Source organism: Streptomyces sp. NPDC059866 (genome assembly GCF_042731325.1).
GTDB classification, from domain to species: Bacteria; Actinomycetota; Actinomycetes; order Streptomycetales; family Streptomycetaceae; genus Streptomyces; species Streptomyces flavusporus.
In genome coordinates, this window is record NZ_JBHWJT010000005.1 from 66,255 (window position 1) to 82,817 (window position 16,563).

The 16,563-nt window shown below is 71.6% G+C and carries 15 protein-coding genes; 3 read left to right on the plus strand and 12 right to left on the minus strand.

Annotated elements, in window-relative coordinates; translation table 11 throughout:
• Positions 1–122 precede the first annotated feature (122 nt).
• The 7 genes from cobT to ACFV7R_RS08890 form a co-directional block, all read right to left on the minus strand.
• Entirely contained in the window at positions 123–4,058 is a 3,936-nt protein-coding gene (gene cobT / locus ACFV7R_RS08860) for a nicotinate-nucleotide--dimethylbenzimidazole phosphoribosyltransferase (protein WP_385261542.1), read from the minus strand.
• A gap of 365 nt (positions 4,059–4,423) precedes the next feature.
• A complete protein-coding gene (gene cbiE, locus ACFV7R_RS08865) occupies positions 4,424–5,638 on the minus strand; it encodes a precorrin-6y C5,15-methyltransferase (decarboxylating) subunit CbiE (RefSeq protein WP_385261544.1) in 1,215 nt (404 codons plus the stop codon).
• Positions 5,639–5,753: 115 nt separating this feature from the next.
• Entirely contained in the window at positions 5,754–6,392 is a 639-nt protein-coding gene (locus ACFV7R_RS08870) for a GNAT family N-acetyltransferase (protein ID WP_385261547.1), read from the minus strand.
• Between the two features lie 127 nt (positions 6,393–6,519).
• Positions 6,520–7,353, minus strand: a complete 834-nt coding sequence (locus tag ACFV7R_RS08875) for a MetQ/NlpA family ABC transporter substrate-binding protein (protein WP_385261549.1) — start codon at positions 7,351–7,353, stop codon at positions 6,520–6,522.
• Positions 7,354–7,419: 66 nt separating this feature from the next.
• Positions 7,420–8,157 (minus strand): methionine ABC transporter permease, encoded by a 738-nt coding sequence (locus tag ACFV7R_RS08880; RefSeq protein WP_385261552.1) that lies wholly within the window; start codon positions 8,155–8,157, stop codon positions 7,420–7,422.
• Positions 8,154–9,188, minus strand: coding sequence for a methionine ABC transporter ATP-binding protein (locus ACFV7R_RS08885; protein WP_385261555.1), 1,035 nt, complete (start codon positions 9,186–9,188; stop codon positions 8,154–8,156). The genes ACFV7R_RS08880 and ACFV7R_RS08885 overlap by 4 nt, the downstream gene beginning before the upstream one ends.
• Before the next feature lie 345 nt (positions 9,189–9,533).
• Positions 9,534–10,184: an HAD family hydrolase gene (locus ACFV7R_RS08890; protein WP_385261558.1), complete on the minus strand. Its 651-nt coding sequence runs from the start codon at positions 10,182–10,184 to the stop codon at positions 9,534–9,536.
• Between the two features lie 69 nt (positions 10,185–10,253).
• Between ACFV7R_RS08890 and ACFV7R_RS08895 the strand changes: the two genes are divergently transcribed.
• Positions 10,254–10,613, plus strand: a complete 360-nt coding sequence (locus ACFV7R_RS08895) for a hypothetical protein (protein ID WP_129796883.1) — start codon at positions 10,254–10,256, stop codon at positions 10,611–10,613.
• Positions 10,594–11,028: a hypothetical protein gene (locus ACFV7R_RS08900; protein ID WP_385261561.1), complete on the plus strand. Its 435-nt coding sequence runs from the start codon at positions 10,594–10,596 to the stop codon at positions 11,026–11,028. Before ACFV7R_RS08895 ends, ACFV7R_RS08900 begins: the two co-directional genes overlap by 20 nt.
• An 83-nt stretch (positions 11,029–11,111) precedes the next feature.
• Here ACFV7R_RS08900 and ACFV7R_RS08905 read toward each other — a convergent pair whose 3' ends face one another.
• The 3 genes from ACFV7R_RS08905 to ACFV7R_RS08915 all read right to left on the minus strand — a co-directional run bounded on the left by ACFV7R_RS08905 (position 11,112) and on the right by ACFV7R_RS08915 (position 13,411).
• Entirely contained in the window at positions 11,112–11,609 is a 498-nt protein-coding gene (locus tag ACFV7R_RS08905; RefSeq protein WP_385261563.1) for a GNAT family N-acetyltransferase, read from the minus strand.
• Between the two features lie 44 nt (positions 11,610–11,653).
• Positions 11,654–12,160: an RNA polymerase sigma factor gene (locus ACFV7R_RS08910; RefSeq protein ID WP_385261566.1), complete on the minus strand. Its 507-nt coding sequence runs from the start codon at positions 12,158–12,160 to the stop codon at positions 11,654–11,656.
• A gap of 75 nt (positions 12,161–12,235) precedes the next feature.
• A complete protein-coding gene (locus tag ACFV7R_RS08915; RefSeq protein ID WP_385261569.1) occupies positions 12,236–13,411 on the minus strand; it encodes a glycerophosphodiester phosphodiesterase in 1,176 nt (391 codons plus the stop codon).
• Between the two features lie 419 nt (positions 13,412–13,830).
• On the opposite strand from ACFV7R_RS08915, the gene ACFV7R_RS08920 reads away from it, so the two are divergent.
• Positions 13,831–14,505, plus strand: coding sequence for a lysophospholipid acyltransferase family protein (locus tag ACFV7R_RS08920; protein ID WP_385261571.1), 675 nt, complete (start codon positions 13,831–13,833; stop codon positions 14,503–14,505).
• Positions 14,506–14,683: 178 nt separating this feature from the next.
• On the opposite strand, the gene ACFV7R_RS08925 is transcribed toward ACFV7R_RS08920, so the two are convergent.
• On the minus strand, positions 14,684–15,898 hold the full coding sequence (locus ACFV7R_RS08925; RefSeq protein ID WP_385261574.1) for a sensor histidine kinase: 1,215 nt from the start codon (positions 15,896–15,898) through the stop codon (positions 14,684–14,686).
• Entirely contained in the window at positions 15,895–16,563 is a 669-nt protein-coding gene (locus ACFV7R_RS08930; protein WP_385261577.1) for a response regulator transcription factor, read from the minus strand. The genes ACFV7R_RS08925 and ACFV7R_RS08930 overlap by 4 nt, the downstream gene beginning before the upstream one ends.

Sequence of the window (16,563 nt, forward strand, 5' to 3'; positions counted from 1 at the left end):
CGGCGCGCGCCGCGCACGGACCCCGCACGAACCAGCGTCGCCCACCGATCCCCGCACGAATCCGGCGGCGCCCACCGCCCCCCGTACCGACCGGCGGCGCCCTCGTGCCGGATCAGTGGTCGTTACTTCTCGGTCACCCCGGCCGAATCGAACGTCGCCACCTCGTGCATTGCTCTCGCCGTGCTCTGGACCATCGGGAGGGCCAGTAGGGCGCCCGTGCCCTCGCCCAGGCGGAGGTCGAGGTCGACCAGGGGGCGCAGGCCGAGCTTGTTGAGGGCCGCCACGTGGCCGGGCTCGGCGCTGCGGTGGCCTGCGATGCAGGCGGCGAGGACCTCGGGAGCGATCGCGCGGGCGACCAGGGCCGCGGCGCCGGCGCTGACGCCGTCCAGGATCACCGGCGTACGAAGGGACGCTCCGCCGAGGAGGAGGCCGACCATGGCGGCGTGTTCGAGGCCGCCGATCGCGGCGAGGACGCCGATCGGGTCGGCCGGGTCGGGCTGGTGGAGCTCGATGGCGCGGCGCACGACCTCCGTCTTGCGCGCGAGGGTCTCGTCGTTGATGCCGGTGCCACGGCCGGTCACTTCCGCCGGGTCGGTGTCCGTGAACACCGAGATCAGGGCCGCCGAAGCCGTTGTGTTGGCGATACCCATCTCGCCGGTGAGCAGGGCCTTGTTGCCGGCCGACACCAGGTCGCGGGCGGTCTCGATACCCACCTCGATGGCCTGCCTGGCCTCCTCGCGGGTCATCGCCGGCCCGGTGGTCATGTCGGCCGTGCCCGGGCGGACCTTGCGGGGCAGCAGGCCCGGGGTGGCCGGAAGCTCCGCGGCGACGCCCACGTCGACGATGCAGACCTCTGCACCCACCTGGCCGGCGAAGGCGTTGCAGACCGCTCCCCCGCCGAGGAAGTTGGCCACCATCTGCGCGGTGACCTCCTGCGGCCAGGGGGTGACGCCCTGGGCGTGCACACCGTGGTCGCCGGCGAAGATCGCGACGGCCGCGGGCTCCGGGATCGGCGGCGGGCACTGGCGGGACAGCCCGGACAGCTGCGCGGAGATGATCTCCAGCATGCCGAGCGCACCGGCCGGCTTGGTCATCCGCTTCTGCCGCTCCCACGCCTCGCCGAGCGCCTTGGCGTCCAGCGGGCGGATCTGCGCGACGGTCTCGCCGAGCAGGTCGTGCGGTTCCTCGCCGGGCAGGGCGCGGCGGCCGTACGTCTCCTCGTGCACGACCCACGACAGCGGGCGGCGCTTGGACCAGCCCGCCTGCATCAGCTCCGGCTCGTCCGGGAACTCGTCGACGTACCCCACGCACAGGTAGGCGACGACCTCCAGGTGCTCGGGCAGACCGAGAGCGCGTACCATCTCGCGCTCGTCGAAGAAGCTGACCCAGCCGACGCCGAGGCCCTCGGCGCGGGCCGCGAGCCAGAGGTTCTCGACCGCGAGCGCGGAGGAGTACGGGGCCATCTGCGGCTGGGTGTGCCGGCCCAGGGTGTGGCGACCGCCGCGGGTGGGGTCCGCGGTGACGACGATGTTCACCGGGGTGTCGAGGATCGCTTCGATCTTCAGTTCCTTGAACTGCTTCGCCCGCCCCTTCGGCAGCGACTTGGCGTACGCGTCGCGCTGACGCATGGCCAGGTCGAGCATCGCGCGCCGGGTCTCGGCGGAGCGGATGACCACGAAGTCCCAGGGCTGCGAATGACCCACGGAGGGTGCGGTGTGGGCGGCCTCCAGGACGCGGAGGAGCACCTCGTGCGGGATGGGGTCGCTGCGGAAGCCGTTGCGGATGTCGCGGCGCTCGCGCATGACCTTCAGTACGGCCTCGCGCTCGGCGTCGTCGTAGGGGGGCGCGGCCGGGCCGGTGGACTGCCGCGCTTCTGCCACTTCGGCCGTGCCCTCTTCCTGGTCGGCGGCCCGGGTGTCCAGGTCCTCCGCGTGCTGTACGAGTTCCACGAGTTCGGGGGCCGGCTCCATGTCGGCCTCGCGGGGGGCCGGGACGGTGGCCACGGGTTCGGGACTCGCCGGGATCTCGGCCCCCTGCTCCTGCGTGGGGAGGACGACAGGGTGCGGCGGGGTGGGAGCCAGGTGCGGGGTGGTCGGCACCGAGCCCTCCACCGGGACGAACTGGCCCACGGGCTGGTCCGGCGGAGGCTCCGACGGGAGACCGGCCACGTCCTGCGGCTGCGCCTCCGCGGGCTGCTGGGCCGGGGCGGGGGTCGCCTCCGGGGCCGGCGTGGCTGCGGCCGCGTCCGCCGTGGGCTCGGGCTGCGGAACGGGGCGCTCCGCTGCAAGCTGGTCGGCGGTGTGGTCCGTGACGGGGGCGGAGGGGCTTGTGACGGCGGTACCGGTCACGTCGTGAGCCTCCCCGGCCGGGGCACCCGGCTGCGCGTCCTGCACGGGTGGCGTGGCCTCGGCCGTCTGCAGGGCCTGCTGCTGATCGGCGTCGGGGGGTTGGGGGGACGACGGTTCGGTGGAGGTGGCCGCAGCGGGAGCGTCCGTGGGCTGGGGCTGCGCGGCGTCCGTGACGGCGGGGGCGCCGGGGGCCGTGTCCGAGGGCTGCGCGGGCGCGGGGGCCTCGGGTGCGCTGTCGGCTACGGCGGAGGCGGGGGCCTGCGGCGCATCGGGGGCGGCCAGTTCGGGCTCGGCGGCCTGCGGCGCGGCCGATGCAGCCTGCTCGGGCCCGGAGACCTGCGGCACGTCGGACGCAGCCTGCTCGGGCTCGGCGGCCTGCGGCACGTCGGGGGCGGTGGTCGCAGGGGCCTGCGGCACGTCGGGGGCGGTGGTCGCAGGGGCCTGCGCCAAATCGGGGGCATCCGTGGCGGGAGCCTGCGCCAAATCAGGGGCAGCCGTCGCAGCAGCCTGCGCCGCTTCGGGCGTGCCGGTTTCCGGCGCGGACTCGGGCACCACGGTCTCCGGCATCTGCGCGACCTCGGATGCGGCCATCGCCTGCTCAGGAGTCCCGTCGGGTGCGGGGGCGGCTTCTGCGAGCTGGGGGGTTTCAAGGGCGCTGATTCCGGCATCCGGGAACTGTCCGGAGCCGGCGCCCGCCATCTCGGCAGCCGCGACGGCCTGTCCGGCATCCGGCGACTGCGCGGCCCCGGCACCATGTCCGGCACCCGTGGGTTGCCCATGTCCGGCACCCGTGGCCGGCAGGGAGCCGTCCCCGTGCCCAGCACCCGCGCTCTGCACAGAACCCTCCCCATGCCCAGCACCCGAGGCCCCCACGCCCCTCCGCACCTGGCCGGCGAGCCCGTCAGCCTGAGCCACGGCCGCCTGGTCGGAGCCCGCGGCAGACGCGGTCCCGGAAGGCTCTCCGCCCCCCGACTCCGACACGCCGCCCAGCGCCTCCCCCGCGCCCGCGGGCGACGTCCCCTCAGCCGCCGGCCACGTCTGCGCGGCGTACGCCTCGTTGTGGCCGAAGGCCCCCACGGCCTCCGTCGCGAGTCGGGTCACCGCGGCCTGTGCGGCGCCCACCGGCTCGGTCTGGTGATGTGTGGCGGGGACAACCGTTTCCGCAGGCGTCGCCTCCTCGCCGACCGGCGTCTGGGCATGGGCCTGGCCGCCCCACGGCACCGCGCCCTGCGGGGGCGTCTCGCGCACGCGAGGGACGTCGAGGTACTCGGGGCCGGAGGTCGGCGGGCTCGGCTGGCGCGCCGGCACACCCGCGGGGCCGCGGTCGGCGAGGGAGCGGACCGGGCTCGCGGAGGCGTCGGGGATCGGCGGGCCGAGGTGCAGCGGACGCCGGTGGGTCGACGGCGCGGCCGGTGTCGACGGCGGGGTCGGGTCGGGCAGCCGGACCCCGCCGAGGTCGACCGCACCGCTGTCGCGGCCGGACATCTCGTGCGCGTCGGGTTCGTGGACGGCCTCGACGACCGGCTCGGGCGGGGGCGGGGCCACTTCGTTGCCCCAGGCGCCCTGGGCGCCGGGGAGGAGCAGGTCTTCGTCTTCCGCGGGCGTCTCGGAGAGGTAGGTGTACGCGCTGGGCGCGGGGACGCCCGGCTGCTCCACCATGCCTGCGTTCTCCGGCAGCCCCTCGCCCGGGACCTGGCCGGTGTCAGTCATGCGTACCCCTCGCCCATCGGTTGATGCTCCTACGACCAGCTCACCCGGAACGGCGCACCGACCGCCCCGTAGTGAAGAACGAGCGTGCGTGCCCAGCGGCACGAACGACCCGCCGGAAAAGGCGACAAAGCCATTCAGTGGCATTGTCACGGTCGTCCCTCCGCCACGTCAGCCTGATCCGCGACGGCCCGCTGTGGACTGCGCCACGTTGCGCGTCCTCCGGTTCTGCCGTACCACACCCCACCCAAAACGGGTGTGTTTTCCGGACATTGACCGACGAAGCGTCGGGCGTCCGAGTGCGGTACAACGATCGGCCAGCCTACCGCGCGCGGTACGACAACCGGATCACGGGGACGGAACCGGAATCAGGACATGCGATCGGGCAGCACACCGCTGAGCAGGAACGCGACGCTCCGTTCCTTCTCCGTCCAGGCCCTGGTGTCGAGTTCGACGGACTGCAGGAGTGCGCACTCCACGTCGTAGCCGTGCTCGGTCAGATCGCGGCCGACGAGTTCGGCCTCGTCCCGGGTGGCGGCATGGCTGACGATGCGCTGCGGGCGGCGGTCGGCGACCGCGGAGACCACGGCCGCTCCCCCGCCGCCGACCCGGACGACGTCCGGTTCGGGCAGGTTCTCCAGGACGTGCGGGGCGGTGCCGTGGACGATCTGGAGCTGGACGCCGAAGCGGCGTGCGGCGGCCTCGGTGCGGGCGCAGGCGCCGGGGTCCCGGTCGACGGCGATGACGGCGGCGCCGGCCCGGGCGGCCTCGGTGGCGAAAGCGCCGCTGCCGCAGCCGATGTCCCAGACCAGGTCGCCGACGCGGGGTCCGAGGCGGGCGAGTTGGGCCGCGCGCAGCGTTTCGGTCTCGCCCTCGCCGAGCCGTCCCTCGTACGCCTCGGCGGGCAGGGTCCAGCCACGGGGGCCCGCGCCCGGGTCGCGGCCGGCGATCCAGCCGTCGCCCGCGCCGGCCGGGCCGGCCGGGCCGCCGATGACGATGACGACGTTGGGGTCGCGCCAGGTGTGGTCGGCGGCCTTGTCGGACGTGACGACGGTGACCTGCTCGCGCCCGGTACCGAGTTCCTCGCAGATGACGAAGGTGCGGTGGATTCCGTCCAGGAGCAGGCCGAGTTCGGCGGGGCCTGCGCCGGGTGAGGTGAGAACCGCGACCTTGGTGTGGGCCCGGCATACATTCACCGCACGTCGCAGGGTGCGGCGGTGTGCGACGACCACCTGCGCGTCGTCCCAGGGCATTCCGGCGCGGGCGAAAGCGGCGGCGACCGAGGAGACGGCGGGGACGACTTCGACCTCCAGGCCGAACTCTGGCGCCCTCAGGGTGCGTACGACACCGAAGAAGCCGGGGTCGCCGTCGGCGAGCACGACCGCGGTGCCGCGGTGTGCGGCGATACGGCGGGCGGCGAGGGCGACGCTGCCGAGGCGGATGCGCTCGGCGGTGCGGGGCACCTCGGTGAGCGCAAGGTGGTGGGCGGCACCGGCCACCAGGGTGGCGGCGCCCAGGGCGGCGCGTGCCGCGGCGGTCAGCGGAGAGCCGTCCCAGCCGATCACCGTGACCCGGTCGGCCATCGTCGTCAGTCTCCAGGGTGTTTGCGCAGGTCGTCGGGTGTGGCCCGCGGGCAGGCGGGCTCCGTGAGCGTACCTGGTGGTCGCGGGGCGCGCCGGGGCGCGGTCGCCCGTGGCATCAGTTCCAGTCCGAGTACGACGTGAAACCCCCGGTGTCGGCCAGTTGCTCGGCCGCGCCCTCCAGGTCCTCGGGCAGCAGGCTCCACACGATGTAGTCGGTGCGCACCTCGGTCCAGGTGTCGTCGGCGGTGCGGGTGCGCGCTATGCAGGCGCCGCGCAGGACGCCCTCGCTGATGCAGCCGATCTTCTGGGCCACCTGCTGCGAGGCGGTGTTGTCGGCGGCGGTGCGCAGTTCGATGCGTTCGAGCTTCTGGTCCCCGAGGAGCCATTGCGCGGTGGCGAGCGCGGCCTCGGAGGCGTAGCCCTCGCCGCGCGCCCAGGGGGCCACGATGTAGGACATCTCGGTGGAACGCACATGCCAGTCGGTGCGGGCGAGCTGGATGACGCCGACCAGGCGCTGGGTGAGGAACTCGGTGACGGCGAGGGCGAGGCCGCGGCCGGTGCTGCGCTCGGTGGGCGCGTACTCGGTGATCCAGGTGTGTGCGTCGTCCTCGGTGAAGGGCTGGCCCACGTCGGTCCAGGCGATGACCTGCTCGTCGTTCATCATCTCGGCCAGGGCGGGGACGTCGTCCTCGTCGAAGGGGCGCAGCACCAACCGCTCCGTGCTGATGGAGATGTTGGGGAAGGTGCTCGTCATGACGCCGCTCCGTAGCCTTCGAACCGTCAGGGCCTGCTGAACTGCCCAGCATGCAGCATGAAAGCACCGAACCGCACCACGGGGTCCCCTCCCGGTGAGGGAGGGGACCCCGTGCGGCGCGGGACCGTCAGAAGGAGGCGATCACGGAGCCGTCGTACTCGTTCTCGATGAACTTCTTGACCTCGGCGGAGGTGAGGAGTTCGGCGAGCTTCTTCACGCGCGGGTCGTCCTCGTCGCCCTCCTTGACGGCGAGGAAGTTGCCGTAGGGGTTGTCCTCGGCGGACTCCAGGACGAGGGCGTCGTCGGCGGGCTCGAGGTCGGCCTCGATGGCGTAGTTGCCGTTGACGACCGCGGCGTCCACGTCGTCGAGGGAGCGCGGGGTCTGGGCCGCCTCCAGCTCCTTGAACTCGAGGTTCTTCGGGTTCTTGGTGATGTCCGCGGGGGTCGCTTCGTTGCCCACGCCGTCCTTGAGGGTGATCAGGCCGTTGTCGGCGAGCAGCTTCAGCGCCCGCGCCTCGTTGACCGTGTCGTTCGGGACGGCGATGGTGGCACCGCTCTTCAGGTCGTCGGCGCTCTTGATCTTGTGGGAGTAGAGGCCGAGCGGCTCCAGGTGGACCGTGACGACGGGCACGATGTGGGTGCCGTTCTTCTTGTTGAAGTCGTCGAGGTACGGCTGGTTCTGGAAGTAGTTGGCGCCGACCGAGCCGTCCTCCGTCGCCGTGTTCGGCGTGACGTAGTCGGTGAACTCCTTGACCTCCAGGTCGAGGCCCGCGTCCTTCGCCAGGTTGTCCTTGACGAAGGTGAGGATCTCGGCGTGCGGGGTGGGGCTCGCGGCGACGATCAGGGGGCCGTCGGCGTCGGCGGAGCCGGAGCCGCTGTCGGAGGAGCCGCATGCGGTGAGCCCGAAGGTGAGGGCTCCGACGGCGAGGGCGGCGGCGGTGATCTTGGCGGTGTTACGCACGAAAAGTGCCTTTCCTTATGGGTGGAGCGACCCCGTCTTGGGTGTACGGGGGGGTTCTTGGGATGCTCAGGCGACCTTGCCGACGTCGGCTGCGGCCGGCTCCTTCGCCTTCAGCAGGCGGAGCTTGGGGCCGGGGCCGGAGCGGGCGCCGCGGCGGTGCAGGGAGCGGGCCGCATAGTCGCCGGCGAACTGGATGAACGCGATCACGACGGCGAGGAGCGCCACGGTGATCCACATCAGGCCGGTCTCGAAGCGCTGGTAGCCATAGCGGACGGCGAGGTCGCCGAGGCCGCCGCCACCGACGGTGCCGGCCATGGCCGAGTAGCCGATGAGGGCGATGACCGTGGTCGTCGTGCTGGCGATCAGCGAGGGCAGCGCCTCCGGGACCAGGACCTTGCGGACGATCGTCCAGGTGTTGCCGCCCATCGACTGGACGGCCTCGACGAGCCCGTGGTCCACCTCGCGGACGGCCGTCTCGACCAGGCGGGCGAAGAACGGGATGCCGCCGATGGCGAGCGGCACGATGGCGGCCTCGCTGCCGATGGTGGTGCCGGTGACCCAGCGGGTGAAGCTCATCAGCGCGACCATGAGGATGATGAACGGCAACGAGCGGCCGATGTTCACGATCTGCCCGATGACCTTGTTCGCCACGGTGTTCTGCAGCAGGCCGCCCTTGTCGGTGAGGACGAGCAGGACACCGATGGGCAGTCCGAGGACGACCGCGATCAGGGTGGACCAGCCGACCATGATCAGGGTCTCGGTACACGCCTGCTCCAGCAGGGGCTGCATCTCGGACCAGGTCACTTGGCACCTTCCTTCACCAGTACGGGCTCGTCGCCCAGGACGTCGATCTGCAGGCCCTGTTCGCGAAGGAAGCCGATCGGGACGACGTTGTCCTCGTAGCGGCCGGGCAGTTCGATGCGCATCCGGCCGACCTGGAGGCCGCCGACGGTGTCGATGGCGGCGCCGAGGATCGATATGTCGATGTTGTAGGTGCGCGACAGCTGGGAGATGACGGGCTGGGTGGCGGCCTCTCCGTGGAAGGTGACGTCGAGGACGGTGCGGTCGTCGGCGGAGGCCTCACCGCCCACCGGGAAGAGCGCGGAGGCCAGCTCCGAACCGGGGGTGGCGAGCAGCTCGCTGACGGTGCCGGACTCGACGATGCGGCCCTTGTCCATCAGGGCGGCCGAGTCGCAGATGCTCTTGACGACGTCCATCTCGTGCGTGATGAGCAGGACGGTCAGACCGAGCTGCTGGTTGAGGTCGCGCAGCAGCTTCAGGATCGAGCGGGTCGTCTCCGGGTCGAGGGCGCTGGTGGCCTCGTCGGACAGCAGCACCTTGGGGTCGCCGGCCAGGGCGCGGGCGATGCCGACCCGCTGCTTCTGGCCGCCGGAGAGCTGGGCCGGGTAGGCCTTGGCCTTGTCCGCCAGGCCCACCAGGTCGAGCAGCTCAAGTGCCTTGCGGGAGCGCTCCTTGCCCGAGGTGCCGAGGATTTCGAGCGGCAGCTCGACGTTGTCCTGCACGGTCCGGGTGGACAACAGGTTGAAGTGCTGGAAGACCATGCCGATCCGGCTGCGCGCCCGCCGGAGTTCCTTGCCGGCGCGGGGTCCGCGGCCGGCGAGCGCGGTGAGGTCCTGGCCCGCAACGGTGACCGTGCCGGAGGTGGGGCGCTCGAGGAGGTTGATGCAGCGGATGAGCGAGGACTTGCCGGCGCCGGACTGACCGATGACGCCGTACACCTCGCCTTCGCGGACGTGCAGGTCGACGCCGTCGAGGGCGGTGACCTCGCGGCCGCGTGAGCGGTAGACCTTGGTCAGGCCCGAGGTGGTGATCACGTGGTTTCCGTCACTGTCGAGTACGCGGGCGTGGGTGTGCCCTGGTACGGAGGTAAGAGGTGCGCGATGGGGGTGCCCCACGCCGTTCAGGCAGTGGAGGAGGCTGGGTCACGTACGGGCAGGGGCGTACGGACATGCCACGGCGGCTCGCTTCGGGGCGCGAGGCTCAGGGGGTGCAGGGGCCCTCTAGAAGGCGCACATTCGACACATACAGCGAGCACCGGGCGTCATGGTCGCCTCGGTCGCAGGGATGCGGCTGCTCGTCGTGGTCATGCGATCAGTAAAGCAGACGTATGAACGCATCCGAGAACCGCTGTCCGCATGCCGGACAGCGGTGGACAGTCGTCAGTCCCGGACGGAGATCTCCACGCCCTCGGCGGTGACCAGCGCGGACAGGGCCGAGAGGTCCTTCACCACCAGGTCGGCGGTCAGCTCATGGGCCTGGTGGGTTGTGGCCAAGGCCACGGTGGTCATCCCGGCGGCGCGGCCGGCCTGGAGTCCGGCGGGGGCGTCCTCGAAGACGACGCAGCGGGCCGGGTCGACGCCGAGTTCACGGGCGGCGAGCAGGTAGGGCTCGGGGTCGGGCTTGCCGCGGGTGACGTCGTCGGCGGCGATCAGGGTCTTGGGGAGGACGCCGACGGCGTCGAGACGGGCCTCGGCCAGCCGGCGGGTGGCGGAGGTGACGACGGCCCAGCGGTCGGCGGGGAGGGAGTCGAGGAAGGCCCTGGTACCCGGCAGCAGGCGCACGCCTCCGTTGGACACGTCCTCCACCTCCAGCTTCTCGATCCGCGCGACGGCCTCCGGCACGACATCGGCGGGCAGCAGGTCGGCGGCTATCTCGGCGGCGGTACGCCCGTGCAGTTCGATCTGCGCGAAGTGCTCGGCCGTGAGGCCGTACTCCCCGGCCCACCGGGTCCAGCAGCGGTTCACGGAGTCGAGGGAGGAGACGAGGGTGCCGTCGTTGTCGAACAGGAGTGCTTCAGCGCGGATCTTCATGGCCCCGACCCTACGGGGCACCGCGGGGGTGGCAGCATCAGGCCTTTTGGCCCGTAATAGGGTCGCTGCATGCTTGATGCCCTGACGCTGGCGACCGGTGTCGCCGCGCTACTGCTCGCCGCGTGGTGCGGTTGGGCCGCGTACCGTGATCAGCCGACGAAGGACTGGCACTTCATCGGGATGGCCGTGGTGTCGGTGCTGGCACTGGTCCAGCTGGTCGTCGGGGTCGTGCAGTTGGCACGGGGCGAGAAGCCGGAGCAGGGGACGACGATCTTCGTGGCGTACCTGCTGGGGGCGTTCGCGTGCATCCCGGCCGCAGGGTTCATGTCGCTGGCGGAGCGGACGCGGTGGGGGTCGGTGACGGTGGCCGCCGGCGGTGTGGTGCTGGCCGTCCTGGAGGTGCGGCTCTATGACATCTGGGGAGGCTGAGGTGGCCACGACGACCAGGACACGGCTGATCAGTGGGCCCGGCGTGCTGCTCGTGTGGTTGTACGGCGTGATGGTCGTGGGGGCGGTGTCGCGATCCGGGTACCAGATCGCGACCGAGTTCGACCGGGCGCCGCTCGCCTATTCGCTGTCGGCGGTTGCGGGAGTCGTGTACGGGTTCATCACGTACTCGCTGGTGCGGGGCGGGGAGACGGCCCGCAGGGCGGCGCTGGTGTGCTGCGCCGCCGAGCTGGTGGGTGTGCTCGTCGTCGGCACGTGGACGCTGGTGGAGCCGTCGGCCTTCCCCGATGCGACCGTGTGGTCCGACTTCGGCATGGGGTATCTGTTCATTCCGGTTCTGTTGCCGGTTTCCGCGCTGTACTGGTTGCGCAAGTCGCGGGCCGAGCAGCCGGGTTGAGTGCCGCCTGCGGGTGCGGGTTGTGTGCGGCTTGCCGCGCAGTTCCCCGCGCCCCTTTTCACCGGCGTTGCCCCTGACGCCCGTCAAGCAGTGGTCGCGTATTTTTCTGCGGGCTTTTCGAGGACGATCATCGGCACCCCGTCCGTGCCCTCCGACGTACCCACCGTCTCGTAGCCGACCCGGCGGTACAGGCGCAGGTTGCTCTCGCTGCGGTGGCCGGTGTGGAGGCGGAACTTCTTGGCGCCGCGTTCCTCCGCGAGTGCCGCCTCGGCCGCGCGCAGCAGCCTCGCGCCGATGCCGTGGCCCTGCATGCGGGGGTGGACGCACAGGCGGCTGATGGAGGCGGCGCCGTCCTCGGTCACCGCGCCGCGTACGGAGCCGATCACCTCGTCGCCGAGGCGGGCCACGAACACGCAGTCGGTGGCGACCTCCTGGCGGACGGAGTCGAGGGTCTGGACGAGCGGGTCGATGCGGTAGTTGCCGTACAGCGCGGCCTCGCTCTGGAAGCACAGGTACTGCAGCTTGAAGATCTGCTCGGCGTCCTGGTCGGTCGCCTCGGAGATGATCACGCTCATGCCCATGTGTGCACGCCTCCCGCTCACCTGTTGCCTGTCGTCCCCCACTCCTATCCCCGCACTTCACGAGCCGCAACCTCCGCTGCAAGCAATCGCCGTAGACATCCCAGACATCTGGAACGTTCCGGCCCCAGGCTGCCCTGTGAGATACCCAACTCCCCCGCGATTTCCCGGTATGTGAGGTCCTTCGGCGACAGAAGGGCTTCGAGGAGCGTGGGGCAGCGGCCCGGCAGCCGGCGCACCGCGTCGCGCAGGGCGCGGCGGCGGGCGGCGGCGAGGGCGAGCTGTTCGGGGCCGCGGTCGCCGTCCTCGGCGGGTTCGCTGTCGTACGGTCGCTCGAGTCTGATGGTACGGCGGGTGCGGCGGGCCTCCGAGCGGACGGCCCTGCGCAGCCAGCGCTCGGGGTCGTGGGGCGGACCGTCGGCGTCGAGGCGCTCCAGCAGGCGCAGCCAGACCGCCTGTTCCAGGTCGCCGGGTTCGGTGCCGGCGGCCGGCGCCTCGGCGGATGCTTCCGCGGCGAGCAGCGGGCGCAGTGTGGTGAGCAGGTCGTGCGTCATATGCGGCACGACGCGGCCGCCCGGCGGCGGGTTGCCCCGGGCGGCCGACTGTCGCTCCGAACGGTGAACGGGGACTCAGCCGTTGACGAAGTCCTCGCGGGCCAGCAGGCCGGTGTCGGGGTGGTCGGTGAAGATGCCGTCGATGCCGGTCGCGAAGTACGCCCGGTAGGCGCCGAAGACATCGCCGTAGGCGTCCGCGTCGGTGCCCTTGCGGAAGTCGGCCGGCAGGAAGGGGTTCTCGTTGCGCAGGGTCCAGGGGTGCAGGACCAGGCCGACCTTGTGCGCGTCGGTGACGAGGGCGGTCGGCTCGGTGAGCTTGCCGGCGGCGTCCTTCGGGATGACGAGGTCGAGGGTGGGGCCGATGCCCTGCGCGTAGGAGGCGATCTCCCTGAGGCCGGCCGGCTTGATCAGGTCGGCGACCGTGCGGGGGTCACCGGTCTCGACGAAGTCCCAGGGACGGGTGCTCGCGCCGGACAGCAGGACGACGAGCGGGTTGTCGACCAGCTTGTTGAGGCGCTGGATGCTGGTGGGCTCGAAGGACTGGAGGATGACCGGCGAGTTCCACTTGTTGCGCCCGTACTTGCGCAGCACCTTGGCGACCCGCTCCTCCAGGCCGAGGCCCAGCTTGCGGAAGTACGTGGGGTGCTTGAGCTCGGGGTAGATCCAGACCTGCCTGCCGCGCCGGCGGGTCTGCTCCTCCTGCCACTGGAGCACCTCCTCGAAGGTGGGGATCTCCCAGCGGCCGTTGTACAGGGTGTTGTGCGGCCGGTTGGCCGGGATGCGCTCGGTCGCACGCAGCGTCTTCAGCTCGGCGAGCGTGAAGTCCTCGGTGAACCAGCCGGTGGTGGAGACGCCGTCCAGCACCTTGGTGGTCTTTCGGTCGGCGAACTCGGGGTGGTCGGCGACGTCCGTGGTGCCGCCGATCTCCGGCTCGTGCCGGCAGACGAGATGACCGTCCTTGGTGGGCACCAGGTCGCCGGCCTCGACGATGTCGGCGCCCATGTCGAGGGCCAGCTGGTACGAGCCGAGGGTGTGCTCGGGGCGGTAGCCGCTGGCGCCGCGATGGGCGACGATCGTCGGCACGGGCAGGGACTTCATTCCGCGGCCTCCATGTCGCGCATCGGCTCTCGCCGTGCCGGACAGACCGAGGACGGCTCCGCTCGCGCCGAGCACGGCCGCGCCGAGGAGCGCCCGCCGTCCGGTGCCGGTGGCGTTCTCCTGCGCCTGCTCGTTCGACTCCTGCGGTCCCATCAGCGGCCTCCCTGCCGTCGACTCGTCGGTGCGCGCCGATCGTAGGGGGGTGGACGTGTCTGTCGGGAGGCCTCGGTTCGAACACGTGGATGACGCTGGATGTCGTATGGGGTACGTATTCCAGCCGCCTCATGACGGCCCGTCGGCATCGGCATCGGCCGCCGGGGTAGCCGGGCGTTAGGCCTCCCGCGCGATGTCCGTCACATCGTCGCGTACGGGTTACGCGCCGCCTCCGACGCGCCACCGCAGGTAAACGTACGTCAACAGTGCGTAAGGCCTCGGTGAACCCGATGTCCCCGATGTGCGCGACCCGTGCCGCCGCGAGTATCGTCCTCACCTGCACAGACATAGACCGAATCCCTTGACGTCCCAGACACCACCAGACACCCGTTGGCATCCCCTTGACACCGGAGGGTCCGTTGTCCCGCTTCGCGCTCATCAAGGCAGTGCTCGGTCCGATCATGCGCCTGATGTTCCGCCCCCGGGTGGAGGGTGTGGAGCACATCCCCGGCGACGGTCCGGTCATCCTGGCCGGCAACCACCTCACGTTCATCGACTCGATGATCCTGCCGCTGGTCTGCCACCGCCAGGTGTTCTTCATCGGCAAGGACGAGTACGTCACCGGCAAGGGCGTAAAGGGCCGGCTGATGGCGTGGTTCTTCACCGGCGTCGGCATGATCCCGGTCGACCGGGACGGCGGCAAGGGCGGTGTCGCGGCGCTGATGACCGGCCGCCGGGTGCTGGAGGAGGGCAAGGTCTTCGGCATCTACCCGGAGGGCACGAGGTCTCCCGACGGGCGGCTGTACCGAGGGCGCACCGGCATCGCGCGGCTCACCCTGATGACCGGGGCGCCGGTCGTCCCGTTCGCCATGATCGGCACCGACAAGATCCAGCCGGGTGGCGCGGGCATGCCCCGGCCGAGCCGGGTGACGGTGCGGTTCGGTGAGGCGATGGAGTTCTCGCGGTACGAGGGGATGGACCGGGACCGGTACGTCCTGCGGGCCGTCACCGACTCGGTGATGGCCGAGGTGATGCGGCTGTCCGGGCAGGAGTATGTGGACATGTACGCCACGAAGGCCAAGGAAGCGGCGTAGCTCCGCTGGTTCGCCGGGGGGGGTCGGGGGACTGCGGGTGGTTTCGTTGTCTGCGGGTTCGTTGTGGCTGGTCGCGCCCACGCGGCGGAGCCGCAAATTGAACACAGCCCCGCGCCCCTGGAACCTCGCAGTTCCCGCGCCCCTGAAACCTCGCGCCTTCCCCCGCCCCCTAGCCGCACTAGATCGGCGCGTGCTCCGGTGGGGCGCCGTTTGTGTGGGGCTCGTCTGATGCCGGGAACCACAGGACGAAGGTCGAGCCCTTGCCCACGCGGGAGAAGAGGCGTACCTGGCCGCCGTGGGACTCCACGATCTGTCGGACGATCGCCAGGCCGAGGCCCGCGTGGCGGTCGCGGCCGTTGCCGTTGCCTTTTGCGCGCCAGAAGCGGTCGAAGACGCGGGCCTGGTGGTCGTCGAGGATGCCGGGGCCCTGGTCCTGTACGGCCGTCCACCGCCAGCCCTCGGAGCTGCCGGCCGCGACCGTGATGCGGGTGCCGGGCGGGGCCAGGCGGACCGCGTTGGAGAGCAGGTTGCCGACGGCCCGGCGCAGGGCGTCGTGGTCGCCGATGACCGTGAGGCCGGGCGCCAGTCGGCGGTGCAGGACGAGTCCGCGTTCCGCGGCGAGCGGCGCGAACTCCTCGCAGGCCTCGCCCGCCGTGGCCGCCAGGTCGACGTCGGCGTCGGCGAGGGCGGGCGCGCTGCGGCGGGCGGTGGCGAGCAGGTCCTCGACGAGCCGGGTCATCCGGGTGGTTGCCCGGTCCACGCTGCGGGCGGCGGCACGCCGGTCCTCCTCGTCGGACTCCTCGGCCGTGAGGACGGCGTCCAGGTTGGCGCGGATGATGGCGAGCGGGCTGCGCAGCTCGTGCGAGGCGTCGTCGATGAGCTGGCGCTGGGCGCGGAAGGCCTCGTCGAGCCGGTCGAGCATGGAGTCGACGGTGTCGGCGAGTTCGCGCAGCTCGTCCTTCGGGCCGGTGAGGCGGATGCGCTGGGAGAGGTCGGTGGCCTGGATCTCGGCGGCGGTGCGGGAGATGGCGCGTACGGGGCGCAGGGCGCGGCCGGAGAGGATCCAGCCGATCACCGGGCTGGCGACGGCGAGGACGCCGAGCACGGCGAAGGAGAAGTTGCGCAGGTTGCCGAGGGTCTCGTAGTTGACGGCCGCCTCGACCTCCTGGAGCTTCACGACGTCGATCTCACCGATGTAGACGTCGTTCACGTACTTCTTCGCCGAGAACTGGTTGCTGACCGGGTGGGCCTCGCCGCTGCGTTCGACCGCGAGGTAGGTGGCGCCGAGGACGAGGGCGGTGAGGACGAAGAGGAGGCCGGAGTAGAGGACGGTGAGGCGGAAGCGGATGGTGTGGGTGAAGGCAGGCAGACGCGGACGGCGCGGGCGCTTCATGGCGTCTCCTTGAGGCGGTAGCCCTGCCGTATCACCGTCTCGATGAGCGGCTCGTCCTCGCCGGTGACCTTTCGGCGCAGGGAGCCGACCGTGACGCGGACGGTGTTGGTGAACGGGTCGGCGTGCTCGTCCCAGACGTGCTCCAGCAGTTCCTCCGCGGGCACGACCCGGCCGGGGCGGGTCATCAGATAGTGCAGGACGCCGAACTCCTTGGGGGTGAGCCGGAGCGGCCGGTCGCCGCGGAACGCCTCGAAGCGGGCGGTGTCCAGCCGTAGTTCGCCCACCTCGACGACCGCGGTGCCGCCGTCCTCGCGGCGCAGCAGGGCGCGTATGCGGGCGAGGAGTTCGGGCAGGGCGAAGGGTTTCACCAGGTAGTCGTCGGCACCCTCGTCGAGGCCGCGCACCCGGTCGGCGAGCCGGTCGCGGGCGGTCAGCATCAGGATGCGGGGCCCTCCGGGGGCGGCGCGGACGGCCCGGCAGACGGAGAACCCGTCGCCGTCGGGGAGGTTCAGATCCAGCAGGACCAGGTCGTAGTCGTTGACGGCGAGCTTCTCGGTGGCCGTGTCCACGTCCGGGGCGACGTCGACGGCATAGCCGGCCCGGACGAGCCCGACCTTGAGCGCAACGACCAGATCTTCCTCGTCCTCGACCACGAGCAGCCTCAT